26 protein-coding genes and 1 tRNA gene are annotated in these 24,936 nt (G+C 62.8%); 21 read left to right on the top strand and 6 right to left on the bottom strand.

Going from position 1 to position 24,936, the window contains the following annotated elements:
- Positions 1 to 276: 276 nt before the first annotated feature.
- The 13 genes from ACESWY_RS07150 to hisE all read left to right on the top strand — a co-directional run bounded on the left by ACESWY_RS07150 (position 277) and on the right by hisE (position 12,593).
- Complete coding sequence (locus ACESWY_RS07150; RefSeq protein WP_006235882.1) at positions 277 to 1,050, top strand: PTS mannose/fructose/sorbose/N-acetylgalactosamine transporter subunit IIC; 774 nt, start codon at positions 277 to 279, stop codon at positions 1,048 to 1,050.
- Entirely contained in the window at positions 1,031 to 1,864 is an 834-nt protein-coding gene (locus ACESWY_RS07155) for a PTS system mannose/fructose/sorbose family transporter subunit IID (RefSeq protein ID WP_006235883.1), read from the top strand. Before ACESWY_RS07150 ends, ACESWY_RS07155 begins: the two co-directional genes overlap by 20 nt.
- A gap of 112 nt (positions 1,865 to 1,976) precedes the next feature.
- Positions 1,977 to 2,822 (top strand): sugar phosphate isomerase/epimerase family protein, encoded by an 846-nt coding sequence (locus tag ACESWY_RS07160; protein ID WP_117770651.1) that lies wholly within the window; start codon positions 1,977 to 1,979, stop codon positions 2,820 to 2,822.
- Between the two features lie 267 nt (positions 2,823 to 3,089).
- Entirely contained in the window at positions 3,090 to 4,151 is a 1,062-nt protein-coding gene (locus ACESWY_RS07165; protein WP_161144580.1) for an SIS domain-containing protein, read from the top strand.
- 262 nt (positions 4,152 to 4,413) lie between these two features.
- Positions 4,414 to 6,129, top strand: a complete 1,716-nt coding sequence (gene hisG / locus ACESWY_RS07170; RefSeq protein WP_373093785.1) for an ATP phosphoribosyltransferase — start codon at positions 4,414 to 4,416, stop codon at positions 6,127 to 6,129.
- A 105-nt stretch (positions 6,130 to 6,234) separates the two neighbouring features.
- On the top strand, positions 6,235 to 7,671 hold the full coding sequence (gene hisD, locus ACESWY_RS07175; protein ID WP_373093783.1) for a histidinol dehydrogenase: 1,437 nt from the start codon (positions 6,235 to 6,237) through the stop codon (positions 7,669 to 7,671).
- A gap of 1 nt (position 7,672) precedes the next feature.
- Positions 7,673 to 8,788 (top strand): histidinol-phosphate transaminase, encoded by a 1,116-nt coding sequence (gene hisC / locus ACESWY_RS07180; RefSeq protein WP_373093781.1) that lies wholly within the window; start codon positions 7,673 to 7,675, stop codon positions 8,786 to 8,788.
- Positions 8,789 to 9,376: an imidazoleglycerol-phosphate dehydratase HisB gene (hisB, locus tag ACESWY_RS07185; protein WP_373093779.1), complete on the top strand. Its 588-nt coding sequence runs from the start codon at positions 8,789 to 8,791 to the stop codon at positions 9,374 to 9,376. It abuts the gene before it with no gap.
- Positions 9,377 to 9,513: 137 nt separating this feature from the next.
- Positions 9,514 to 10,215 (top strand): imidazole glycerol phosphate synthase subunit HisH, encoded by a 702-nt coding sequence (locus tag ACESWY_RS07190; RefSeq protein ID WP_373093777.1) that lies wholly within the window; start codon positions 9,514 to 9,516, stop codon positions 10,213 to 10,215.
- Complete coding sequence (locus tag ACESWY_RS07195) at positions 10,212 to 10,976, top strand: 1-(5-phosphoribosyl)-5-[(5-phosphoribosylamino)methylideneamino]imidazole-4-carboxamide isomerase (RefSeq protein WP_373093775.1); 765 nt, start codon at positions 10,212 to 10,214, stop codon at positions 10,974 to 10,976. Before ACESWY_RS07190 ends, ACESWY_RS07195 begins: the two co-directional genes overlap by 4 nt.
- Positions 10,958 to 11,740, top strand: a complete 783-nt coding sequence (gene hisF / locus ACESWY_RS07200; protein WP_270226929.1) for an imidazole glycerol phosphate synthase subunit HisF — start codon at positions 10,958 to 10,960, stop codon at positions 11,738 to 11,740. The genes ACESWY_RS07195 and hisF overlap by 19 nt, the downstream gene beginning before the upstream one ends.
- Before the next feature lie 160 nt (positions 11,741 to 11,900).
- On the top strand, positions 11,901 to 12,230 hold the full coding sequence (gene hisI, locus ACESWY_RS07205) for a phosphoribosyl-AMP cyclohydrolase (RefSeq protein WP_117746844.1): 330 nt from the start codon (positions 11,901 to 11,903) through the stop codon (positions 12,228 to 12,230).
- Positions 12,231 to 12,275: 45 nt separating this feature from the next.
- On the top strand, positions 12,276 to 12,593 hold the full coding sequence (gene hisE, locus ACESWY_RS07210; RefSeq protein ID WP_271748334.1) for a phosphoribosyl-ATP diphosphatase: 318 nt from the start codon (positions 12,276 to 12,278) through the stop codon (positions 12,591 to 12,593).
- A 27-nt stretch (positions 12,594 to 12,620) separates the two neighbouring features.
- Here the strand turns inward: hisE and ACESWY_RS07215 are convergent, their stop codons facing one another.
- Complete coding sequence (locus ACESWY_RS07215) at positions 12,621 to 13,532, bottom strand: PHP domain-containing protein (RefSeq protein ID WP_196022728.1); 912 nt, start codon at positions 13,530 to 13,532, stop codon at positions 12,621 to 12,623.
- Positions 13,533 to 13,882: 350 nt separating this feature from the next.
- On the opposite strand from ACESWY_RS07215, the gene larC2 reads away from it, so the two are divergent.
- The 6 genes from larC2 (at position 13,883) to ACESWY_RS07245 (ending at position 19,292) form a co-directional block, all read left to right on the top strand.
- On the top strand, positions 13,883 to 14,368 hold the full coding sequence (gene larC2, locus ACESWY_RS07220; RefSeq protein WP_161144572.1) for a nickel pincer cofactor biosynthesis protein LarC2: 486 nt from the start codon (positions 13,883 to 13,885) through the stop codon (positions 14,366 to 14,368).
- Between the two features lie 53 nt (positions 14,369 to 14,421).
- A complete protein-coding gene (gene yfcE / locus ACESWY_RS07225) occupies positions 14,422 to 14,970 on the top strand; it encodes a phosphodiesterase (RefSeq protein ID WP_373093771.1) in 549 nt (182 codons plus the stop codon).
- A 2-nt stretch (positions 14,971 to 14,972) separates the two neighbouring features.
- On the top strand, positions 14,973 to 15,833 hold the full coding sequence (gene mazG / locus ACESWY_RS07230; protein ID WP_373093769.1) for a nucleoside triphosphate pyrophosphohydrolase: 861 nt from the start codon (positions 14,973 to 14,975) through the stop codon (positions 15,831 to 15,833).
- Between the two features lie 189 nt (positions 15,834 to 16,022).
- Positions 16,023 to 17,312 carry a phosphopyruvate hydratase gene (gene eno / locus ACESWY_RS07235; RefSeq protein ID WP_373093768.1) on the top strand — a complete coding sequence of 430 codons (1,290 nt, stop codon included), beginning with the start codon at positions 16,023 to 16,025 and terminating at the stop codon, positions 17,310 to 17,312.
- 196 nt (positions 17,313 to 17,508) lie between these two features.
- Positions 17,509 to 18,270, top strand: coding sequence for a hypothetical protein (locus tag ACESWY_RS07240; RefSeq protein WP_373093766.1), 762 nt, complete (start codon positions 17,509 to 17,511; stop codon positions 18,268 to 18,270).
- 20 nt (positions 18,271 to 18,290) lie between these two features.
- A complete protein-coding gene (locus ACESWY_RS07245; protein WP_373093764.1) occupies positions 18,291 to 19,292 on the top strand; it encodes a Ppx/GppA phosphatase family protein in 1,002 nt (333 codons plus the stop codon).
- Positions 19,293 to 19,437: 145 nt separating this feature from the next.
- Here ACESWY_RS07245 and ACESWY_RS07250 read toward each other — a convergent pair whose 3' ends face one another.
- From ACESWY_RS07250 to ACESWY_RS07260, 3 genes are all read right to left on the bottom strand, one after another.
- On the bottom strand, positions 19,438 to 20,739 hold the full coding sequence (locus ACESWY_RS07250) for an ATP-binding protein (RefSeq protein ID WP_373093763.1): 1,302 nt from the start codon (positions 20,737 to 20,739) through the stop codon (positions 19,438 to 19,440).
- Positions 20,740 to 21,213: 474 nt separating this feature from the next.
- Positions 21,214 to 21,298, bottom strand: a tRNA-Leu gene (locus ACESWY_RS07255).
- Between the two features lie 31 nt (positions 21,299 to 21,329).
- Positions 21,330 to 21,953: a hypothetical protein gene (locus ACESWY_RS07260; RefSeq protein WP_373093761.1), complete on the bottom strand. Its 624-nt coding sequence runs from the start codon at positions 21,951 to 21,953 to the stop codon at positions 21,330 to 21,332.
- Between the two features lie 163 nt (positions 21,954 to 22,116).
- Between ACESWY_RS07260 and ACESWY_RS07265 the strand changes: the two genes are divergently transcribed.
- Both ACESWY_RS07265 and ACESWY_RS07270 read left to right on the top strand, forming a co-directional pair.
- Positions 22,117 to 22,404 (top strand): PTS sugar transporter subunit IIB, encoded by a 288-nt coding sequence (locus ACESWY_RS07265; RefSeq protein ID WP_006235903.1) that lies wholly within the window; start codon positions 22,117 to 22,119, stop codon positions 22,402 to 22,404.
- Positions 22,405 to 22,415: 11 nt separating this feature from the next.
- A complete protein-coding gene (locus ACESWY_RS07270; RefSeq protein WP_138113389.1) occupies positions 22,416 to 22,790 on the top strand; it encodes a VOC family protein in 375 nt (124 codons plus the stop codon).
- Between the two features lie 75 nt (positions 22,791 to 22,865).
- On the opposite strand, the gene ACESWY_RS07275 is transcribed toward ACESWY_RS07270, so the two are convergent.
- Both ACESWY_RS07275 and ACESWY_RS07280 read right to left on the bottom strand, forming a co-directional pair.
- Positions 22,866 to 24,161: a sensor histidine kinase gene (locus ACESWY_RS07275; protein ID WP_138113387.1), complete on the bottom strand. Its 1,296-nt coding sequence runs from the start codon at positions 24,159 to 24,161 to the stop codon at positions 22,866 to 22,868.
- A complete protein-coding gene (locus tag ACESWY_RS07280) occupies positions 24,145 to 24,924 on the bottom strand; it encodes a response regulator transcription factor (RefSeq protein ID WP_373093759.1) in 780 nt (259 codons plus the stop codon). The genes ACESWY_RS07275 and ACESWY_RS07280 overlap by 17 nt, the downstream gene beginning before the upstream one ends.
- Positions 24,925 to 24,936: the final 12 nt, after the last annotated feature.

The raw sequence follows: 24,936 nt of genomic DNA on the forward strand, positions 1-24,936 counted from the left end.
GCGCACGGCGCCGCCCCTATTCGTGGGCGTACCGGATAAACGCTTTACCCGTTACCCCCATCTACCGTTCACCGGGAGTACACGCCCGTTGAGCGATTGGTATTAAATAGTTTTCGCATGACTATATAATTGGTATCAAATCATTTGCACCGGTTTAGGTGTTAACAGCACACCGGTACAAGCTGGATCTGTCTGGGCGATTGTCGGCATGGAAAAGGGCGCGCTGACAAGTCGGGAATCGCCGCGCGGATCCAAGAGGGATCAAAGGGAGGAACAATGCTTGTTCAAGCGATCCTCATCGGACTTATCGCTGCCTTCGGTAAGCTCGATTATCAGCTCGGTACGCTCTATGCGTTCCGCCCGATCGTTCTGTGCCCGCTCGTCGGCATAGTCCTCGGGGACCTGCAGTCCGGCCTCGCCATCGGTGCGAGCCTCGAGCTGCTCTTCATGGGTTCTATCTCCATCGGCGCTTACGTGCCGCCCGATGAGTGTATTGGCGGTGTGCTCGCCTGCGCCTTCGCTATTCAGCTGGGGCAGAGCACCGAGGCCGCTATCGCGCTCGCGATGCCCATCGCCACTCTGTGCCTGGCCATCAAGAACGTCGTCAACGCCGGTATGCCCCTTCTGGTCGACCGTGCCGACGTCTTTGCCAGCAAGGGTAACCTCAAGGGTATCTACGCTATGCACTGGATTATCGGTCTCGTGATTGTCGTCCTGGCCTTTATCCTGTGCTCGGTCTCCTTCTATCTGGGTGCCGACGCTGTTCAGGGCCTGCTCGACTTCATCCCGACGTTCGTCCTCGATGGCTTTGGCGTCGCAGCCAACATCCTGCCTGCCATGGGCTTCGCCATGCTCGGCCGTCTGGTGCTTACCAAGCAGCTCGTGCCGTTCTACTTCCTGGGCTTCCTGCTGTGCTCCTATGCCAACGTGCCCGTCCTCGGCGTCGCCCTGATCGCAATCATCATCGGCATCGACAAGTACGACCTGCTGGGCCTTGGTGGCGCCCAGTCCCAGCTTTCTGTGGAAGGGGATGAGGACGATGACTTCTAATTCCGAGAACCAGATTACTCGCTCCGACCTCATTAAGAGCGCCGTGAACACCGGCGCCCTGGGCATGGAATTCTCCTGGACCTACTACAAGCAGATGAACATTGCCTTCTGCCTGATGGTCGCCAACATGCTCAAGAAGATCTATGCCGGCCGTCCCGATGATTACGCCGAGGCCTTGCACCGTCACAGCGCATTCTTCAACATCACCCCGCAGCTCGCTCCCTTCGTGGGTGGCATCGCGATGGCCATGGAAGAAAAGGTCGCTCGTGGCGAGGTTGAGCCCGAGAGCGTCAACGACATCAAGGCCGCCCTCATGGGTCCGCTTTCCGGCCTGGGTGACTCCTTCTTCCTGTCCACCCTGCGCGTCGTCGCCGCTGCCGTGGGCATCAGCCTGTGCCAGGCCGGCAACGTCTTTGGCCCCATCGCCTTCCTGCTCGTCTACAACATCCCGGCGTTCCTGATTCGTATCTTTGGCGCTATCAAGGGTTATGAGCTAGGCATTGGCTTCCTCGACGAGGCTCAGAAGACCGGCCTGATGCAAAAGATCATGGCCTGCGTCGGCATTGTCGGCGTTATGGTCGTCGGCGCCATGAGCAAGGACATGTTCTGGGCTTCGTTGCCCATCGCCATTGGTCAGGGCGACTCCGCCCAGACTCTCCAGGACATCCTGGACGGCATCATGCCCGGTATGCTCGGTATGGCCGCCTTCTGGCTCTACTACTGGCTGCTCTCCAAGAAGATCAACCCGATGGTCCTGATCCTCTGCACCATGGTCGTGGGCATCATCGGCGCTTACTTTGGCGTGCTTGCCTAATATGTTCGAATCGCGCTTCCATCGCGTCTAACGGTTGCGTCGATCTTTGGGGGGCTTGTCGCATCTGCGGCGGCCCCCTGTTTTTTAAAACTCCGTACGAAAGGGGAGGGCTATGGTCGTACCCGAGCTTTCGCTCATGAACATCAACCATCGTTACTACAGCATCGAGACGTTTTTTAAGGCTGCAGGTGAGGCCGGCTATCGCAATATCGAGCTGTGGACCGGCTCGATGCACCTGTATGTGGATTGCCATGAGCACGATTCGGTGGATAAGATTCGCGATCTTGCCGCCCAATACGGTATCAAGATCGTGTGCGTGTGCCCCGAGCAGAACAACCCCAAGCCGTGGAACGTCGCGGTGCGCGGTGAGGCGGGCCAAAAACGCATCCTCTCGTACTTTAAGAATGTGATCGACGTTGCCGTTGAGTTGGGCGTGCCGCAGATTCTGGTGACGAGTGGTTGGGCCTATCTGGACGAGCCGGCTGAGGACGCCTGGGCCCGCAGCGTTGCCATGCTGCGCTCGGTGTGCGACTACGCCGATACGCGCGGTATTCGCGTCGCGCTCGAGGCCCTGCAGCCGTCGGAGTCCGTGTTGGTCAACACCGCACAGGATGTCGCGCGCATCCTCGAGGCGGTCGATCGTCCCAACCTGAAGGCCTGTATCGACTTTGGCGCCATGGAAGTTGCCGGTGACACGATCGACGGCTACTTTGAGGTTTTGGGCGACAAGATCGTTCACACCCACTTTGTAGATGTGGGCGGCGGCACGACGCATCTTGCCTGGGGCGACGGCGAGCGTGATATGCGTGCCGACCTCGAGGCACTCATGCGCCACGGCTATACGGGCTATGTCTCGGCCGAGACGTGTGATGGCCGCTACTATCAGGATCCGTCCAAGGCGACGACTCAGGTTATCGAGATGTATCGCCGTGTGACAGCGGAGATGGAAGCCGAATAACTAAACTGCGCGGTTGCGCCGGAAACGCTTGGGCGGGTCTGGCGCAACGCTTTTATAGCTGGCGAGTTGTGGGGAACCCGTTGGCAGTAGCGCTCGAAATAGACAACTATTGGCGTTGTAATACCACTCGGGCGAGGAAACCGACCGTTCGCCGCAAATCTCCGTGAGTTTGGATTGGTATTAAATAACAAGCAATCGTATGGCTATAATTGGTATTAGCAAGAAGCGCGATGTATAGAATTGCGCACATGTGATGGGAGGACACACATGAAGGAGACCGAGAAGATCGAGATCATGCACTTCGACCAGGAGGGCTACCTCGAGGACGGCAGGAACGTCTACGAGGCCGGCAAGAAGATGACCGCCCTGGCCGACCGCGTGCACGAGGAGGGCTACGACGCCGTCTTCCTGATGGGCGTCGGCGGCACCTGGGACGAGTTCATGCAGCTCGAGTACCTCATGAACAAGTTCGGCGACCGCGACCTCGAGGTCTACCTGATCCACGCCGCCGAGTGGAACGTCATGGGCCACAAGCGCATGACCGACAGGTCCGTCGTGCTGACCGCCTCCGAGTCCGGCACCACCCCCGAGGTGCTCGAGGCCGTCGGCAAGATGAGGGAGATGGGCGTGCGCGTCTTCGCCATGACCAACCCCGAGGGCAAGATCGGGCAGGCCGTGGGCGCCGAGAACTGCGTCATGATGGCCTCCGACCACGGCGCCGGCGGCTGCGAGAAGGGCTACTACCTCGCCGACTGCTTCGGCCTGCGCCTGCTCAACCGCCGCGGCTGCTTCCCCAAGTTCGACCTGTTCATCGAGCAGACGAAGGACGTCTGGAAGGACATGCTCGACATCCGCAAGCGCTTCGAGCCGCGCGCCGAGGAGCTCGCCAGGAAGTACGCGCTGGCCGACTACACCATGTTCATCGGCTCGGGGGCCCTCTGGGGCGAGACCATCCTGTACTCCATGTGCCTGCTCGAGGAGATGCAGTGGAAGCGCATCCGCCACATCACCTCGCACGACTTCTTCCACGGCACGCTCGAGCTGCTCGAGCCCGGCGTCCCGGTGTTCCTGTTCATGGGAGAGGACGAGTGCCGCGCCCTCGACGAGCGCGTCCGCGCCTTCCTCACCAGCGGCGTGACCGGCGACGAGGACTACGTCATCATCGACACCGCCGAGTACGCGATCCCGGGCCTGGACGACGACTTCCGCGTCATCGTGTCGCCGTGGATCCTGTCCGTGCTGACCACCGACCGCCTCTCGCGCAACTACGAGCTGGTCACCAAGCACAACCTCAAGTACCGCCGCTACTACCACCAGTTCGACTACTAAGAGCTGGCCGCAGGGCCGATATCTTGGCTGGTTGATATCTCGACCCTACACAAGGGCGTCCGCATTCGCGCGGGCGCCCTTTTTGCGTTGTGACAAGAGACTGCTGCCAACCGCTCGCCCTATGTTTCCAAATGAATACGCTATGAACGGTTGTGGCGGATTTTCCCCGCAAACACTCTAGTATGCTAAAGTACCCAGAAGACCGGCGGAGCTATGCCGGTCTTCTGTTCCATACGAAACACAGCATGAGGAGGCTCACCAGATGACGGCCACACCGTGGGGATTCCGGGACATATTGCCCGAGGAGGCTCAGGCGCGCGAGGAGATCACATGTACGGTGAAGGGCTGCTTTAGGGAGCATCATTACCTGCCGGTCGAGACGCCGCTGCTCGAGGACAAGGGCTCGCTCGAGGAAGGCGGCCGCATTGCGGACACGCCGTTTAAGCTCTTTGACGATGATGGCCGCCTGCTGGTGGTCCGTCCCGACAACACGCTGCCGATCGTGCGCTTGGTTTCGACCCGTATGCGCGCTGCCGACTTGCCTCTGCGCTTACGTTACGAGGCGCCGGTGGTTCGCGAGTGTCAGCGCAATGCCGGTGGTTCGCGCCAGTTTACGCAGTTGGGCTTTGAGCTTATCGGCGCGGGCGATACCTCGGGCGATGTCGAGATTGTCTCGCTGGTCGCCGAGGCCGTGCGCGAGCTGGCACTTCCCGATGCGCGCATTATCGCAGGCAGCGTGCGTCCTTTTAAGGAATTGCTCGCGGTATGCGAGGATCGTGAGCTGGCTGCCGAGGCCCTGCGCTGCGTGCATGCCAACGACTTTGTGGGCCTCGATGCCCGCGTGGCTGCCAGCGCCGAGTCCGATGCCGTCAAGGCCGCCATTAGCGAGCTGCCGCGTTTGCACGGCGGTGCCGAGGTGCTCGACCGCGTGGATGCGCTGCTGGAGGCTGCCGGCATCGTCGCGCCGCTGACGCGCGAGCTGCGTGCCCTGGTCGAGGGCCTGGCTCCCGAGGACGCCCAGGTGCTGTCCTTCGACTTCTCCATCATGAATTCTTTTGATTACTACACGGGTCTGGTCTTTAAGGCCTATGCCGGCGGCCTGCCCGATCCGGTCGGTTCGGGCGGACGCTACGACTCCATCTTTACCGGCGCATTTGGCGACGGTATCGAGGTGCCGGCGGCGGGCTTCGCCTTTTCGCTCGAGCGTCTGGAGGCCGTGCGCACCTCGGCCGAGGACGCCGCTTCCGATGGCGACCACGCCGTGGGCCGTGGCGCCGAGGGGCCGCTGCGCATTGCCGTGCCCAAGGGCTCGCTTAAGGCCGACACGCTCGACGTGCTTGAGATCGCGGGCCTGGACGTCTCCGAGCTGCGTGACCCCGGCCGTCACCTGATCGTGCGCGGCCGCGACACGCGTGCCGGCGAGGGCGCGGTCGGCGATATCGAGTTTGTCATCGTGCGTCCCAGCGATGCGCCTGCCTTTGTGGGCTGCGGTGGTGCCGATTGCGGCATCTGCGGTTGGGACTCGCTCATCGAGGCAGACCTCAACCTGCTGCAGCTGGTCGACCTGGGCTATGGCCTGTGCACCTTTATCGAGGCGGAGCCCGCATGGCGCGCCGGTCAGGCCGAGCGCAACTATACTCGCCGCGGGTCGCTTCGCGTGGCCACCAAGTATCCGCGCATCGCGGGTGCATGGTATGCCGAGCGCGGCGTGAACGCCGACATCGTTTCGCTGCACGGCAACATCGAGTTGGGCCCCATCGTCGGCATGACTGATCGCATCGTGGATATTACTGCCACGGGCGCCACGCTGCGCGACAACGACCTGGTCATCACCGGTCGCATTATGGACTGTACGGCCCGCTTCTTCGTCAACCCGGGTGCTGCGCGCCTGGATCCGCGCGTGCGTAATCTGGCAGATCGCTTGGCAGCGGCCGTGAAGGACAAGCATTTTGAGCCCGTTGCGGGCTCGGCACAATAGCGCGAGCACGCACGGGCGTCCCAACGTCTGGGCTGCGGGCCGATTGGCGCCGCCGCCCGGCCTCTCGTTTTTCGAACTCAACCTCGACCGATAGGGGATTCCGATATGAAGACCATCAAGCTTGCTCCCGGTGAGCGCCTCGTTACCAACCAGCTCAACCGCAAGGGTGTGCTGCCGCAAAGCATCGTCGACGCCGCCCGCGATATCGTGGCTAACGTGCGCGCCAACGGCGATGCCGCGGTGCGCGATTACTGTCAGCGTTTTGACGGTGTCGAGCTGCAGAGCTTCCGTCTGCCGCAAGAGCAGGTCGATGCCGCGCTCGAAGGCCTCGATCCGGCCTTTGTCGCCGCGCTCGAGAAGGCCGCGCGCCAGATTCGTGAGTTCCACCAGCGCGAGGTCGAGCAGAGCTGGTTTACCACGCGCCCGGACGGCACGATGCTCGGCGTTAAAGTGACCCCGCTCGCGGCGGCCGGCATCTACGTGCCGGGCGGTCGCGCACAGTATCCCTCCACGGTGCTTATGAATGCCATTCCCGCCAAGGTCGCCGGCGTTAAGCGCGTGGTCATGGTGACCCCGCCGCAAAAAGACGGCCTGATCAGCCCCTACACGCTCGCCGCGGCAAAGCTCGGCGGCGTGGACGAAATTTATATGGTGGGCGGCGCCCAGGCCGTGGCCGCGCTGGCATACGGTACCGAGACCATTCCGCGCGTCGACAAAATCACCGGCCCGGGTAACGCCTTTGTTGCGGCGGCCAAGCAGATTGTCTCGGGCGATGTGGGAATCGACATGGTCGCCGGCCCGTCCGAGGTCTGCGTGCTGGCCGATGCTACGGCCAAGCCCATGGTGGTCGCGGCAGACCTGATGGCTCAGGCCGAGCACGATCCGCTGGCAGCCTGCTATTTGGTGACCTGCGACGAGCAGTTTGCGCGCGAGGTCGAGGCGGGTATCGATATTCTGGTGGCGCAGTCCCCGCGTGCCGAGATCACGCGTGCCTCGCTCGATAACGAGGGCACCATCGTGGTGGCCGCCGATATGGCTGCCGCTGTCGAGGCGGTGAACACCGTGGCGCCCGAGCACCTTGAGCTGCACTGTAAGGATGCGATGGGCCTGCTCGGCGGCATTCGCAACGCCGGCGCCATCTTTGTGGGCGCGTGGAGCTCCGAGCCGCTCGGCGATTACGTTGCCGGCCCGAACCACACGCTGCCGACCGGCGGTACGGCCATGTTCTCCAACCCGCTTTCGGTCGAAGAGTTCGTTAAGCGCTCGAGTGTCATTTGTTATACACCCGAGGGCCTGCTCTCGGACGCTCCCGCGACGCAGCGCCTGGCCGAGGCCGAGGGCCTGTGGGCGCACGCGCTTTCCGCCGCTTTGCGTCGCCGCGTGTTGGAGCAGGGCGAGGATGCCGTGAGCGCTGCGTCGCTGGCTGCGGCCGACCTGACCAAGGTCGCCTGGCCGGGTGATACGACCGCGACGGTCGCCGAGGGCGTGGACCTGGCGGCTGCAGGCTCGGATGGCGCTGGCGCGACCGGCGAGGAGGCTTAACATGGCCGAACTCACGCCGCGCATGAAGGAGCTCGTCCAGCCCTACTTGGCCGGTATCGAACCCTACGATCCCGACTTTGCGCCCACGCGCATCAATCTTTCGGCCAACGAGAACACCTATCCCGTGCCGGCTGGCGTGCGCAAGGCGGTCGACGCGGCCCTGGCTGCCACGCCGCTCAACCGCTATCCCGATCCCATGTCGAACGACCTGCGCGACGAACTGGCTGCTTGGCGTGGCGTGACGCGCGAGAACATCTGCGTGGGCAACGGCGGCGACGAGCTGCTCTATAACTATCTGCTGGCGTTTGGCGGCGCGGGGAGGACCCTGCTCAACTGCCCGCCGTGCTTTAGCGAGTATGCGTTCTTTGCATCGCTCTGTCAGACCGAGGTGCGCGACGTGTGGCGCGACCCGGCGACCTTTGGGCTCGACCAAACGGCTGTGCTCGCAGCGGCGCCCGAGTGCAACCTAGTGATCGTGACCTCGCCCAACAATCCCACGGGCGACGTGGCGCCGCTCGACTTTGTCGCGGCTCTGTGCGATGCGTGCCCCGGCATGGTAATGGTCGACGAGGCCTACGTGGAGTTTGCCGACGATTCGTTTGGCGCGGCCACCACGGCGCAGGGGCTTATCGCCGAGCATCCCAACCTGGTGATTCTGCATACGCTGTCCAAGGCGTTTGGCGCCGCCGGCACGCGTCTGGGCTACGTGATCGCGACGCCCGAGGTCATCGACGTGTTCGCGGCGATTCGCCAGATCTATTCGGTCAACGTATTGAGCCAAGCGGCGGCGCTTGCCTGTGTGCGTGCCCGTGATACCTATGCGCCCGTGGTGGCGCAAGTCGCATCCGAGCGTGAGCGCGAGCTGGCCGCCCTGCGCGTGATGGCTGCCGAGGGCCTGCCCGTGGAGGCATGGCCGAGTGCGGCGAACTTTGTGCTCGTGCGCACGCCGCATGCCACGCGCGTGCGCGAGCGCCTGCGCGACGAGTATTCGATTTTGGTGCGCGACTTTAGCTATGCGCCGGGGCTCGCGGACTGCCTACGCATTACCGTGGGTACGCCGCGGGAAAACGACGAGGTGCTGGCTGCGTTTGCTGCGCTGGTGAAGGAGGAGATGTAGATGGGCCGTTATGCCGAGGTGACCCGCAAGACGGGTGAGACCGACATTGTCGTCAAGCTCGACCTGGACGGAAGCGGCGTGTGCGATATCTCGACCGGCGTACCGTTTTTTGACCATATGCTCAACGCCTTTGGCCGCCATGGTCTGTTCGATCTGACGGTGCACGCGGTGGGCGACGTGGAAGTCGACGCGCACCACACCGTCGAGGATGCGGGCATTGTGCTGGGCGAGGCGTTCTGCCAAGCGTTGGGCGACAAGGCGGGCATTACACGCTTTGCCGACGCGGCGATTGCCATGGACGAGACGCTCGTGATGGCTGCTGTTGATATTTCGGGCCGCGGGCAGGCCTACTGCGAGCTGCCCGTGCCGACCGAGCGCGTGGGCAGCTTCGATACCGAGCTGGCCGTCGAGTTCTTCTACGCCTTTGCGCGCGACGCCAAGCTCACGCTGCACGTGCGCGAACTGGCGGGTGGCAACTCGCATCACATTATCGAGGCCGCCTTTAAGGCCGTGGGCCGCACGATGCGCCAAGCCTGTGAGCTGGACCCTCGCGTGCAGGGCATCCCCAGCACCAAGGGTTCACTGTAACCTGCCAAAAAGGGACAGGTTTATTTTGGCAGGTTTTATCTGCGGGAATGCTGTCTCATGTGGTGGGTGAACGTTTAACCGACCAAAATAAACCTGTCCCTTTTTGGCAGGTTTTGAATGGGAAAAGGGAGGGTCGCGTGGGCGAACCGAAGATTGTGGTGGTCGACTACCACAAGGGCAACTTGTCGAGCGTCGTGCGCGGGCTTGCACGCGCCGGTGCCGCCGCCTGCACGTCGGACAATCCGGAGCAGATCCGCCGCGCCGACGGCCTGGTCATTCCGGGCGTGGGTGCGTTCTATGACGCGATTGCCTTTATGCGCCAGAGCGGCGAGGCGGACGCGGTGCTCGATGCCGTCGCCGCCGGAACTCCGCTACTCGGTATCTGCCTGGGCCTTCAGCTATTTTTTGAGCGCGGCAACGAGGGCGTGCCTGCGGACGAGGGCGCGGTTGCCGATGGCAACACCCCCGAGCAGGCTGGCGGTCCCTGGGTCGATGGCCTGGGTATTATGCGTGGCTCGTGCACGCGCTTGAAATCGAGTCGCCTGAAGGTGCCGCACGTGGGCTGGGACCAGGTGCACATGACGCCCGCCGGTGCGGCCGATCCGCTGCTTACTGGTTTTGCCGAGGGTGCCAACATGTACTTCACCCACAGCTACGCGGTGGCCGACGATGCCGATGCCGCCGATGTGCTGGCGCGCACGCACTATACGCGGAGCTTCCCGTGCATCGTGCGCCACGGCAACGTGTGGGGCTGCCAGTTCCATCCCGAGAAATCCTCCGCGCTGGGTCAGCGCATCCTTAAGAACTTCGTCAACATCGTCGAGGGGGCCGGCCGATGATTCTGTTTCCCGCAATCGATTTGATCGGCGGCAAGGTTGTGCGCCTGGAGCGCGGCGACCGGAGCCGCTGCAAGGTGTATTCCGACGACCCCGTGGCCGTTGCCCGCTCCTTTGCCGAGCAGGGCGCGAGCTGGGTGCACGTCGTCGACCTGTCCGCTGCCTTCGGCGAGGACGAGGACGCATGCGCTGCCAACTCAGCGGCGATCAAGGCCATCTGCGGCGTCGACGGTCTGTCCGTGGACGTGGGCGGCGGCGTCCGCTCGCTCGCGCGCATCGACGAGTTGGCCGGCTACGGTGCGCGCCGCATTGCGCTGGGCACCGTGCTGGTGACCGAGCCGGGTTTTGCTGAGGTGGCAGCCCAAGGCTTTGGCGAGCTGCTGGTCGCCGACATTGCCGCACGCGGCGGCCAGGTTAAGGTGAACGGCTGGCGTGACGGTGCGGGCGTGGCGCTCGACGATGCCGTGGCGCAGCTTTCCGAGCTGGGCTTTAAGCATCTGGTGTATACCGACATCGCACGTGATGGCATGCAGACGGGCATCGATGTGGCGGCGTATCGCCATGTGGCCGAGGTCGCGGGCTTTCCCGTCGTGGCGTCGGGCGGTATCTCGACGCTCGACGATATCCGCGCACTGGCCGCGGTGGGCGAGGGCGCGATTGAAGGTGCCATTACTGGTCGCGCGCTCTACGAGGGCAACTTTACGCTGGCCCAGGCGCTGGCCGCCGCACGAGGGGGGAGTAGCCCATGCTTACCAAACGCGTGATTCCCTGTCTGGATGTTAAGGACGGCCGCGTGGTCAAGGGCGTCAACTTTGTGAGCCTGCGCGATGCGGGCGACCCGGTGGAGCTGGCCCGCGCCTACGACCGCGAGGGTGCGGACGAGGTCGTATTTTTGGACATTACCGCGACGAGCGACAACCGCGCGACGACCATCGAGATGGCGGCGCACGCGGCCGAGGAGCTGGCTATCCCCTATACCGTGGGCGGCGGCTTTCGCGATCTTGCGGGCATGCGCACCATGGTTGCCGCCGGTGCCGACAAGGTATCGCTCAACTCGGCGGCCGTGCGCGACCCGTCGCTGATTAGCCAGGCTGCCGCGGCGTTTGGCAGCCAGGCCGTGGTCGTGGCGATCGATGCCAAGCGCGTGGGGCTGCCCGGGGAGCCGGGCGCCGATAAGTGGGGGGTCTTTACGGCGGGCGGCCGCAACGCTACGGGTATCGACGCGGTGGCGTGGGCCGAGGAGGCGGCTCGTCGCGGCGCCGGCGAAATCCTACTGACCAGCATGGATCGCGACGGCACCAAGGCCGGCTTTGATTTGGCGCTCACCCGCGCCGTGGCGCGCGCGGTGCCGATTCCCGTCATCGCGAGCGGCGGCGTGGGCACACTCGAGCATTTTGCCGAGGGCGTGATCGAGGGCGAGGCCGACGCCGTGCTGGCGGCGAGCGTCTTTCACTTTGGAACCTTCAGCATTCGCGAAGTCAAAGAGTATATGGCATCGCAGGGAATCCCTGTGAGGTTGGACTTCTAGTGCTGCGGGCTTCGCTGCGGCTTGTCCAGGCACCGCATCTTGCCGTTCAAACCGTCGCTCGCGTACCAAAGTACGCGTCGCTCCTCTTTCGCGGCAACCTGCGGCACCTGGGCAAGCCTCGCCGACCTGCGATGTTCACGGTAATTACTTGGGAGGAATGATGACTGAGGTGGTAAATGCTACCGAGCTGAAATACGACGCCCGTGGGTTGATTCCTTGTGTGGTTCAGCAGTATGACACCGGCGAGGTGCTTATGGTTGCTTGGATGAACGAGGAATCGGTGGGGCTGACGCTCAAGACCGGGACCACGTGGTTTTGGAGCCGCAGCCGCCAGGAGCTCTGGAACAAGGGCGCGACAAGCGGCAACATGCAGGAGGTCAAGGAGCTCTGGGCCGACTGCGATAGCGATACGCTGCTGGTCAAGGTCGACTCGCCGGGTCCGGCCTGCCACACCGGCAACCGTACCTGCTTCTTTAAGAAACTCGCGTAGGGCGGGCGCTCGATTAGACGCTCGGCCACCAGAAAGGATTGAACTATGGGTGTGCGCACCGCAAACGTTCAGGATGGAAATATCGGAGAGACGCTGACGGGTCTGGCCGAGGTGATTCACGGTCGTCATGATGCATCGCCGCAGGAGAGCTATACCGCGCGTCTGCTGACCGATGTCGAGGACGAGCTGCTCAAGAAGCTTGCCGAGGAGGCAAGCGAGGTGATCATGGCCTGCAAGGATAACGATCACGATCACATCCGCTACGAGGCCGGCGACCTGGTCTACCACCTGCTCGTGACGCTCGAGCGCTACGGTATCACCCTCGACGAGCTAGCCGGCGAACTCAACGCCCGCCGCCACTAGTCATTGGGGACGTTCTTAAACGACCAGTTAGGCGAGGGGCGTGGACTCCCATTCTCCGGTGAGGTGGGGGATGTCGAAGGTTCGATAACCGCAGTCGTAGGCGTGGGCCTGGGCCTCGCGGATGTTCCAGCAGATGTCGCAGGCGCGGTGTGCGTCCGAGCCAAAAGTGATCGGCACCTCGGCGTGGGCGAAGCAACGCAACAACCCGGTCGCGGGATAGTAGTCGTCGAGTCCCTTGCGCGGCGCGGCGGTCGAGACCTCAACGCGGCGGCCTGTGTCGTGTGCACACTCTGCCATCTGCCCCCAGAACGGCGCGGGGTCAAAGTCGGGCGCAAAGCCCTCTTTCGAAAAGCGCATGACCAGGTCGGGGTGAGCCATTACATCAAAGTTGAGCGGGCTCTCGCAGGCGCGGCACCAGTCATCGACATAGCGCTCCCACACGCCGCGTACGTCTAAGTTTTCCCAAACATGCAGGTTGGTGTCATCGTCGATCCAACCGCAAAGGGAATCGGGTGTATCAGGACGAGCGACGTCCTCCGTCCCCGCCGTGCCCGCAGCACCTGCCGCAATATCGCCTGGGTTGCCAATCCAATGCACGCTGCCCAGGAGTACGACGGCGCCCTGGGACCAGCGCTCAACCAAAGGCTCGCAGCCCTCGTACCAATCGCATTCAAAGCCATAGATAAAGCTGAGCTCCGGCGCAATCTGCGCGGCAAGCTTGCGAGCATCCTCAAAAGCCAGACGATGTGCCGGCAGGTCGCCCTCAGTAACCTGCACTTCGCAGTTGGCATCCATGCTGGCGGGCAAGGTGAGGTGGTCGGTCGAGACCATGACCCGACAGCCAGCCGCCGCGGCGGCGCGAACGTTTTCCTCAAAGGAGGCATGGCCGTCCGAAAACGAGGTGTGGGTGTGGCAATCGACCAGCGGGCAAGCAGACATGGCAGCTCCTTTGCGTCAAGCGAATCCGCTCCATTGTAATGGCGCGACCCCTGGCGCGCCGGGAACGCCACAAGTCGAAACCGACTGGAAAGGGCAGGCGGCGCGCAAGGGCTGCCGCACGACATCGACCCTGCCTCAAAACGTGTACGTCAGCCTCCAAAAGCTGCAAAAAATGACGTGTTTGGAGGCTGCCGTACACGTTTGGATAGGGGCGAGGACGATCCCGGCGCACGCCGACGTCCGCGACGGGCAAAAGTCCCGCCCATCCCATGACGCCGCCCCCACGCCGCCCGCGATGTGCTAGCGTTTGAGTGAACAAAACGAGCCCGCGCGGAAAGGAACCGGACCGTATGCAACGTGGAAGTACATCTCCGCTGTCCCGCGAGACCGATGCGCCCGAGACCATCGTCAAGCTGGAGTGCGACATCGACGATGCGTCGCCCGAGGTACTCGCCTATGCCGCCGACCGCCTGCGCGAGGCCGGCGCCCGCGAGGTGCACTGGCTACCCCTCTACTGCAAAAAGGGTCGCCCCGGATGGCAGTTGCAGGTGATCTGCTCGCACGAGGATATCGAGCGCCTACAGACGATTATCTTTTTGGAGACCACGACCAACGCCGTTCGTCGCCAGGTGATGGAACGCGTTTGCCTGCCGCGCCGATTCGAGCAGGTGACAACGCCTTGGGGCGAGGTGGCCGTAAAGGTGGCAACCCTGCCCGATGGCAGCGAGCGTGCAGCGCCCGAGTACGAGGACTGCGCTCGCCTTGCCCGTGAGCACAATGTGCCGCTCCAGCGCGTGATGCAGGCGGCGCAAGCCGCGGCTCTGCAATTTGAGTGACACGGTCGGCGACGCGCCACACCCACCCCATCAACCTCACCGAAAGGACCACCATGAAATACCTCATCGCCTCCGACATCCACGGCTCGGCATACTGGACCGAGCGCCTGGTCGCCGCCATCGAATCCCAGCAGCCCGACCGCATCGTCCTGCTGGGCGACCTGCTCTACCACGGTCCGCGCAACGACCTGCCGCGCGATTACGCCCCCAAGCGCGTTATCCCGCTGCTCAACGCTCTGGCCGACCGCATCATCGCGGTGCGCGGCAACTGCGATGCCGAGGTCGACCAGATGGTCCTCGACTTTCCCGTCATGGCCGACTACGACACGCTGTTTGACGAAACCGGCCGTGAGCTGTTCCTGACGCACGGCCACGTCTTTGGCGCCGGCATGCACAACAGCGTCGACCACGCGCCCGCGCTGCCCGAGGGCTCCGCGCTCGTCTACGGTCACACGCACGTCAAGGTCAACGAGGAAAGCGCCGCGCACCCGGGCCTGTGGCTCTTCAACCCCGGTAGCGTGAGCATCCCCAAGGACGGCTCGCACAGCTACGGCATCTACGAGGGCGGCGCGTTCCGCCACGTGGTCATGGAGGAGGAGTAGCCATGGCGCAGCACATGGCTCAGCAAAATGCCGAGGGCTCGCGCGATCTGTCCACGCTGGTAGACGCGTCGACCGAGCTGCAGCATCTGGTGCAGACCATCTGGCGTCTGCGTCAGCCCGATGGCTGCCCGTGGGACCGCGAACAGACGCACCGCAGCATTGGCAAGAACATGATCGAGGAGGCCTACGAGGCGCTCGACTGCATCGAGGCGGACGACGCGGTTCACCTACGCGAGGAGCTGGGCGACGTGCTCATGCAGGTCGTGCTGCATGCGCAGATTGCGGCGGACGCCGGCGAGTTTACGCTGGCCGACGTGGCGCGTGATATCGATGCCAAGCTCATCCGCCGTCATCCGCACGTGTTTGGCGATGTAGATGCCGACAGTTCCGACGAGGTACTCAAGATTTGGGACGAGGTCAAGCTTGCCGAGAGGGCTGCCAAGGACAAGGCCGTGGCGGCAGGCGAGGCTGCGCCCGAGGGCCTGCTCGACGGCGTGCCCACGCATCTGCCGGCGCTGATGCAGGCTCAGAAGGTGTCGCGCAAGGCGGCTGCCGTGGGCTTTGAGTGGGAGACGGTCCAGGATGTGTGGGACGAGGTCGCCGAGGAGCGTGCCGAGTTTGAGGCCGAGGCCCCTGGCTCGCCCGAGCGCGAAATGGAGTTTGGCGATCTGCTCTTTGCCCTGGTCAACGTCGCGCGCAAGGAGGGTATCGACGCCGAGAGCGCCCTGCGCGCGAGCACGGCCAAGTTTCGCCGTCGCTGGGCTGCGATGGAGCAGATGGCGGCCGATGCCCACGTGGATCTTGCCGAGCTTTCGACCCACGGCCTCAACGACCTGTGGGATGCCGCAAAGGCGGAGGAGTAAGACTGCGGGAACGACGGGCTGACACGCCTCATCGTTCCCGCTAAATTTTTCGAAAATCAAGTGTATCCCTCGGCTAACTTAGGGCATAATGCAAAAAGTGCGACATGGCTAACTTACGGAGACGCACCGATGGTGCACGGTCAGCCGGTCGCTTGCATCCACTACGTTTCCAAGTGAGAGGGAGACAACATGAGCGATATTTTGGACGTTTACGGTCGCGAGGTGCTCGACAGCCGCGGCAATCCCACCGTCGAGGTCGAGGTTGTGCTCGAGGACGGTAGCTTCGGTCGCGCGATGGTGCCTTCGGGCGCTTCGACCGGTGCCTTTGAGGCTTGCGAGCTGCGCGATGGCGACAAGGGCCGCTATCTGGGCAAGGGCGTCTCTCAGGCCGTCGAGCACGTCAACAACGAGTGCGCTAATGCCGTCGTGGGCCTCGACGCCTTCGACCAGCGCGCCGTCGATGCCGCGCTGATTGCCGCGGACGGTACCCCCAACAAGACCAAGCTCGGTGCCAACGCCATCCTGGGCGTGTCGCTGGCCGTTGCCCGCGCCGCTGCCGAGTCGGCGGGCCTGTCGCTGTACCAGTACCTGGGCGGCGTCAACGCCCATCTGCTGCCCACGCCCATGATGAACATCCTCAACGGCGGCGTGCATGCCGACAATAACGTTGACTTCCAGGAGTTCATGATCATGCCGGTGGGCGCCCCGAGTTTTGCCGAGGGCCTGCGTTGGTGCGCCGAGGTCTACCACACCCTCAAGGGCGTGCTGCACGAGGCCGGCCTGGGCGGCGGCGTGGGCGACGAGGGCGGCTTTGCCCCCAACCTTAAGACCAATGCCGAGCCGTTCGAGTACATCACCAAGGCCGTGGAGAAGGCCGGCTTTAAGCCCGGCGTCGACTTCATGTACGCCATGGACCCCGCCACGACCGAGTTCTACAACGCCGAGACCGGCATGTACGAGCTCAAGGGCGAGGGCGTGGAGTACACGAGCGCCCAGATGGTTGATTACTGGGAGAAGCTCGTCGACACCTATCCCATCATCTCCATCGAGGACGGCATGGCCGAGGAGGACTGGGACGGCTGGGTCGAGCTCACCCGTCGCATTGGCAACAAGGTGCAGCTGGTGGGCGACGACCTGTTCGTCACCAACACCGAGCGCCTCAAGAAGGGCATCGAGCTGGGTGCCGCCAACGCGATCCTGGTCAAGGTCAACCAGATCGGCACGCTCACCGAGTCACTCGAGGCCATCGAGACCGCCAAGGAGGCCGGCTACGCTTGCATCGTGAGCCACCGTTCTGGCGAGACCGAGGATTCCACGATCGCCGACCTGGTCGTGGGCGTCAACGCCGGCCAGATCAAGTCGGGCGCCCCGTGCCGCAGCGACCGTATCGCCAAGTACAACCAGCTCATCCGCATCGAGGACGAGCTCGAGGGCAGCGCGCGCTACGCCGGCAAGGCCGCGTTTTACAACATTCGCTAGGCACGCGGAGGTCGCGGGGGCGGGGAAGACTCGGATTCGCCTTGCTCCAGCCGGGCGCGGTTGAGCACCATTGGGCGCTGGGCCATACGGCTCAGCGCCTTTTTTATGTCGAGCAAAGGCTGGCGAAGGCGGTGCGGGCGCTCGTGCTATAACTAAAGGACTTAGCGCAAACAAACCTCAACCGCACAAGGCGCACATGGATCAGATTTACGACAACAGGTACTATTCCGCCGGTTCGCGTGAGCCGTCGCCTCGCCGTGCGCGCACGGTGCAGCTCGGTGGGTCCGCCTACGCCGGCGCCGACCGCTCCATGCAGCGCCCGACAAGTACCTCGCGCCCCAATGCTCAAGTGAATACTTCGTCAGATGGACCGGTGCGCCCGGTACGTTCGTCGCATGCGTCGCGTCCCTCGGCCCAGACGCACGACAGGTCGAGCAGGCCCTCGAGCCGTCTTTCGGGCTCGGACTTTATGCACTACGCCAACGACAACGCGGTGGTCAAGGCGATCTACGACTTTACCCACGGTCCTCAGCGAGGGCTATTCATCGGCATTGTCGTTGCCCTGGTGCTCGTGAGCCTGTATTTCCCCGTGCGCGATCTGTACGTGGCAAAGCGTTCGAGCGATATCTTGGCCAAGCAGGTCGAGATTCGTCAGCAATACAATGATGAGCTGCAAAAAAGCGTCGACAAACTGCTCTCGGAGGAGGGCATTAAGGATGCGGCGTCCGAGGATCTGGGCCTGGTGATGCCCGGCGAGAAGAGGATTGAAGTGCAGGGCCTGGACGACGATTCGGATTCGTCTTCGAGCAAGAAGTCGTCGAACGCCAAGAAGGCCAGCGAAGTTGCCAAGGAAATCGAAGAAGTCGGTAAGGACGCCCCGTGGTACATCCAGGCGCTCGACATGCTGTTTGGGTTTAACGGTGTCGAGGGCCAGACGGTCGTGTCCAACGGCAAATAGCGCCCGGAGGGGAGCCCGCAATGGCAGATTGCAAACGATATAAGGTGGCGGCGATCGATCTGGGAACGGTGTCGTCGCGACTGGTGCTGGCGCAGGTCGAGGGCGGGGCGATCGTGGAATCGTCCAAGCATACCGAGATCACCGACTTGGGCGAGGGCGTGGATGCGACGGGGCGCTTTTGCGAGGCGGCCGTTGAGCGCGTGCTCGCTGCGTGCCGCATGTTTGTGGACGAAGCCCGTACCTTTGGGGCCGCGTGCGTCTGCACCACCTGCACGAGTGCCGCGCGCGATGCGTCCAATGCCGCGCTGCTGCTGGACGGTCTGCGCGATCTGGGGCTCGAACCGCAGGTGATTCCGGGCGAGGTCGAGGCGCGCCTGACGTTTTTTGGCGTGGCACACGACTTTGCTGGCGAGCGCATCATCGTCGCCGATTCGGGCGGTGGCTCCACGGAGCTCGCGACGGGCGTCTATGCGCCTGAGCGCGGGGTCTTTGCGCTGGAGGGAACGCGCTCGCTGGACATCGGTTGCCGTCGCGTGACGGAGCGATTTTTCTCGGCACTGCCGCCCGCACGCGGCGAGCTTACTGCCGCTGCCGCGTGGGCGGGCGAGCAGTTCGCTGCCTATTTTGAGGGCCTGCCGAGCAATTTTGAGCGCGCCGAACGCTTGGTCGCAGTGGGTGGCACCGTCACCACACTCGTGGCGCTCGTTCATGAGCTGGAACCGTACGATTCGAGCTTTGTGCACCTGCGCGAGCTTTCGCTGGATCAGGTTTCGGCCGCTATCGAGCGCATGTCTGCGTTGGATGCGGACGGCATCGCCGCTCTACCGGGTGTACAGCCCAAACGCGCGGGCGTGATCTTGGCTGGTGCCGTGGTAATCCGCGAGCTTATGCGAGCCGGCGGCTACAAGACGCTCACTGTAAGCGAGAACAGCTTACTCGCCGGCATGGCCGCCACCATCAACGAGGCTCTCGACGGTGCGACCCCCACCATCTCCTGGACCCCAGAGCTCAGCACCCTCTAAATAAGTTGCGGTGAAATACGGACTAAAATCGCCCTTTCGGGCACCAAACAGTCCCTATTCCACCGCAACTCAACAGCCGGCACCTGGGGACGTTCCTTTTCTGCCGGCACCTGGGGACAGTCCTTGCGGGGCGTCCCCACAGCGCCTATGCCAGCTTGTCGATCTGCCCAATCTCCCAAAGCGGAATATTGACGAGCATGCCCTCGTCTCTATATGCCGCCAGGGAGCTCCTCACGCAACGCTCGAGTTTGAATTTTTCGCAGGCTATTTTCAGACTCTTCGCTTTAAGGTTCTCTGCTGCCTTGACCTCAAGCGGAAGCACGGTTCCCGCATGGTCGATGGCAAAGTCGGTTTCGGCATTGCCGGAGGTAGAGGACCAATACGCGGGAGTTTTGTCCTGGAGCAAAAGCTCCTGCGCGACGTATTGTTCGGTCAGCGAACCTTTGAACTCGGTAAAAACAGCGGATCCGTTAAGAACGATGGCCGGAGAGAGACCGGAGAGCGCTCCGAGGATGCCGGTGTCGATGCAGAACAGTTTGAAGCCCGAGAGGTCTTCATAGCTCGAGAGCGGCGCCTTTAGAGCGGAGACACGTGGCACCTTATGAACGATTCCGTAGTCCGTGAGCCACTGGAGGCTTTCCTCGAAATCGCGTGCGCGCGCTCCGGGACGAAGGGCGCCATAGACAAACTTCTTGTTCTCCTTTGCAAGCTGGCCGGGAAGGGATTTCCAAACCAACCTCATGCGCTCGACGATGCGGGCGGGTGCATGTTTGCCAAAATCGGATTCGTAAGCCTCGATGATTTGCTGCTGAAGCCTTCGGGCTTCGATGAAGTCGCGTGTCTCGGCGAAAGCGGAGACAACTTCGGGCATACCGCCGACAACAAGGTATTCCTTGAGTAAGTGCTCGAGCTTTTCGGTAACGTTTGCTAGAAGGTTCATGTCTGCGGCAAGGATGGCATCGGCGAGCGGGTTGCCGTCGACGGCACGAACGAATTCGGCAAACCCCATGGGACGCATGGTGAGCTGGTCGATTTTACCGACGGGAAATGACTCATTTTCGCGTCGGAGCGCGAGGCCCATATAGGAACCGGCTGCCACGATGTGGTATTCGGGTGCAAGTTCGTTGAAGTACTTGAGCGAGGTGATCCCGCGTGGCGCCTCTTGGATCTCGTCGAAGATGATGAGCGTGTCTGCCGGCGTTACGGTTTGGCCACGTAGGAGTTCTATCTGGGAGATGATGCGCTTGGGGTCGAGGTCCCCATCGAACAGCGAGCGTGTGCTCGGCTCGAGCATAAAGTCAAAACGAATGACGTTTCGATACTGCTGGCTTGCGAATTCGTTAAGAAGCCAAGTCTTTCCTGTCTGGCGGGCTCCCTTAAGCAAGAGAGGTTTGCGATTCGCCCTTGATTTCCAAGCGATAAGTTCACTCATAAGCTGTCGCTGCATATTGCCTCCCAACCCTCTCGGCTAGTATAAGGCCATTTGGTCGTTTCCATCGGAAAATGTGCGAGACAACCACGTTTTTCCATCGGAAAATGTGCGAGACAACCACGTTTTTCCATCGGAAAATGTGTAAATACCAACCTAAGTTGCGGTGGAATAGTTCCTAAATGGGCTGATAAACTGCCAAAACAGGAACTATTCCACCGCAACTTAGAGCCCCGCCGGCGTGTAAAAGAAACGAGCCCGCATCCCTTGGGGACACGGGCTCGTAAGCACTACATGATAGGGGCGGTGGGATATCCGCGCATTTGCCGCGCAAATACGCACCGGCTTCGGCCGCCTGTCGGCGCCCTCGCCGGCTCGCTACGGACGCTGCGCGTCCGCTTAACGCTCGCCCCCTCGCGGGTTCGAGTCCCACCGGCATCTAAAAGAAGCGAGCCCGCATCCCTGGGGAACACGGGCTCGCAAGCAATCACATGGTAGGGGCGGTGGGACTCGAACCCACAATCCTTGCGGCGAGAGATTTTAAGTCTCCTGCGTATGCCAATTCCGCCACGCCCCCGTGAGACTAGAAGTCTAGCACAAGCCGTCCGTTACGCGTTGACGGCCATCGAGTGTTGGCCCGACTTCTCCAGGAACTCCTGGAACTTGGCTTCGTCGCCCTTGTTCTGGTACTGCAGGGCTAGCAGGTACTCCAAGCGGCAGCGCTTGACCGGGTCGTCGCCGACATCCTCGAGCATGCGCTCCAGCTCGGGAATGTCGTTGTGGCGCTTGAGGATCATCGTGTCGTACATCAGCTGACACTCGTGCGCAACTGCCTCGGCCTGACCGCCCTCAAAGCCCTTGATCTCGTGCAACAGCTCTTTGGACTTTTTGCGGTCCTCCTGGCCAACATAGTAGTTAAAGGCTTTGATCACCAGGTCGACGCGCTGCATCTTGGGCAGATTGAGCCCCAGCAGCAAATCGAACATCTCATCGGCGCGCTTGTGGTCCTCGCGCAGCAGATAGGAGTTCAGGCGCAGGTAGTCGCGGTTGTAGCGCGGGTACAGCATGCTGGTGAGTTTGCCGTCGAGCAAACGATCGAACTCGTCCCACTGCTTGGCAGCCATAAGCTGCTGTAGACGCTTGAACGTGGTGCGTTTTTTGACGCTAAAGAACACCGACACGGCGATGCAGATGATGACGACGGCGGTCCAGAGTGTGCGGGAATCGGGCATATTGGGATCCTTAGTCGCTCATAAAGCGAGCGGTATGACAACACGTACTAGATGTATTATACGCAGCGCGCAAGCAAACTAGCATAAAAGCTCATCGAGGCTGAGTGCCATCGCTCGCTGCGGTACACTTACCTAAAGTAAACCATGAAGGGAGACATTACCTATGAAGAAGATCGTTTTGGCTTGCGGTGCTGGCGCTGCTACTTCCACACTCGTTGCCCAGAAGGTCGCCACCTTGCTCGACGCCAACGGTTACGCCGACAAGTACGAGATCGTGCAGTGCGCCATCTCCGAGGCCAAGGACTACTGCGACGAGGGCGCCGACCTGCTGATCGCCACCACCGTTGCCCCCGAAGGCCTCACCTGCCCGTACGTGAGCGGCGTGCCCTTCATGACCGGCATGAACCGCGTCGCTGCCGAGAAGGCCGTTCTCGACGTCATGGCTCAGTAGGCACTGCCTGTATGAGTGAGCAGAACGTCAACCCGGTCGAGCTCTTTGGCATGCGCGTTGCCCATGTGGGCATTAACGCCGCCGACCCGGCAGACGCCCTGGAGATCGCGGAGCTGTTCTCGACGATGATGGGCCTGCCTGTTATCGAGACCCCGGTTTCGTACTTCAACGATTCGCTGGTCGAGGTCATGAAGCAGAACGGTCGTGGCACCAAAGGCCACATCGGCTTTGCCGTTAACGACATCGATGCAGCTGAGAAGTGGTTTGCCGAGCGCGGGCTCGAGGTCAACGAGGAGTCGCGCGCGCTGCTACCCGACGGTGGTACCAAGCTCGTGTACTTTAAGCGCGAGTTCGCCGGCTTCGCCGTGCACCTGTGCCGCGAGTAGCGCACAAGCTGTCATAGCTAGCAAAAAGGGATAGGGCTGCGTGGCCCTATCCCTTTATTTATGCCGAGGGGCTTCCTACCGCGGCAGGCGAATCGTAAAGCGGCTGCCGACGCCCTCGACCGAGGTCACGCCGATGACGCCGCCGTGGCTATCGACGATCCACTTGGCGATGGCGAGCCCCAGGCCCGAGCCCTGCGCTCCGGCATCGCGCGCGTTGTCGGCGCGGTAGAACCGCTCGAACGCGTGAGCTGCGGATTCCTGGTTCATGCCGATGCCCTCGTCCTCAACGCTTATGTCGATCGTGCCCGCGCCCGCATCCGGCGCTACGCCAAACGAGATGGGCGTGCCCGCGTCCGAATACTTGGCGGCGTTTTGCACGATCACGCGCAGAGCCTGCTTCACGAGCGCGACATCGACGGACGCGTCGCAGCGCGGGTCGCTGATAAGCGCAGCGTCAAAGGCCAGCCGATACGTGTGCCCGGCATCGATCATCTGCGATTCTTCGCAAACCTCGCCGACCAGTGCAGCCAGGTTGGTATGCGCACGCCGCAGGACCGTGCGCCCGGCATCGCCGCGCGCCAAAAACAGCAGCTGCTCCACGAGCTCCTGCATGTGCTCGCTTTCGGCCTTGAGGGACGCGATGGATTCCGCCAGCACGTCCGGGTCGTCTTTGCCCCAGCGGTCGAGCATGTTCACGTAGCCCTGAATCACCGCGATGGGCGTGCGCAGCTCGTGGCTTGCATCGTTGACAAAGCGCATCTGCTGCAGCTTGGCCTCTTGCATCTGGCGCAGCAGGCGGTTGAGTGCGACCTCGATGCTTGCCAGGTCGGCGTCGCCGGTGGTGACGCTCGGCGAGTCGACGCTCGCGCGCTCGATGGCTTGCTCCAGCGTTTCCATCTTGCCGCCGGAGAGCTGCATGCGGCCGAGCTCGTCCACGCGCAGGGCCAGGTCGTTGAGCGGCGCCATGGTGCGGCGCACACGGCGAGCGCCGCCGAGCATATCGAGCATGCTGATGACCTGCCAACCTACAACAACGATATAGAGGGGCCAAAGTGCGATGAGGTCCTGCGCGAGGGGGAAGGTCTTGGTGGTACGCGCAAGCTCGACGGTATAGGTGAGCGTTGTCAGGTCCCAGCCGCGCGCGGGCTTCAGCGACATGCCGCGAACGGTGGCGCCGGGGATCCATCCTGCGGTAAACGCGCTGTCGGGCAGTGTCTGGTTGTATCCATAGACGAGGATCGCCGCCGCAATCACCACCAGCAACAGATCGAGCCAGACGTAGCTCATCAGGCGGCGCCACATATAGCTCCAGTTGATGGCGCGGGCGATGGAGGTGACGCGCTTGGCCTCGGCGTTACGCGCGGCAGACATAGCCCACCCCGCGCACGGTCTGGATGATGCGGGCGCCGCCGGCGTCCTCGATCTTGGCGCGTAGATGCGCGATGTGCACGTCGACGTTGTTGGTGTCGCCCATGTATTCGTAGCCCAGCGCTTCGTGCGCGATGCGTTCGCGCGTGAGCACGGTCTCGGCATGCGCCATAAGCAGGGCGAGGACATCGAACTCGCGGGCCGTGAGCGCAATGGGCGAGCCGCCGACCGTGACTTCGCGGCGGTCGGGGTCGAGCGCAACCGAGCCCACGGCGAGCGTGGCGGGGGAGAGCGAGGCGGAAACCTGGGTCGAGTCACTGACCGGGGGCATCGCAGTGGCGCCGACACCCGTGCCGCCTGCCGCGCCCGTCCCGATGCCGCCAACGCCCGAAGCCGCCCGCACGGCCTCCGAGCGCTTCAACGCCACGCGGATCCGTGCGAACAGCTCCTCAATCGCAAACGGCTTGGTCAGGTAATCGTCGGCGCCGGCATCGAGCCCGGCCACCTTGTCCATCACGGCATCGCGCGCGGTGACCATTATCACCGGCACATCCTTGTGCTTGCGGACGCGCCGCAGGACCTCCATGCCGTTGAGCTGCGGCAGCAGTACATCGAGCAGAATCAAATCGTAGTCGCGCTCCAGCGCCAGGTCCACGGCGGTGCGGCCGTCGGCGGCGTGCTCCACCTGGTAGCCCTCGTGCTCCAGCTCGAGCGTCACAAAGCGGGCGATTTTCTCCTCGTCCTCTACGATTAGGATCCGTGCCATGCGTGCCCCCCC

The organism is Collinsella aerofaciens ATCC 25986 (genome assembly GCF_964237925.1).
GTDB lineage: Bacteria > Actinomycetota > Coriobacteriia > Coriobacteriales > Coriobacteriaceae > Collinsella > Collinsella aerofaciens_BJ.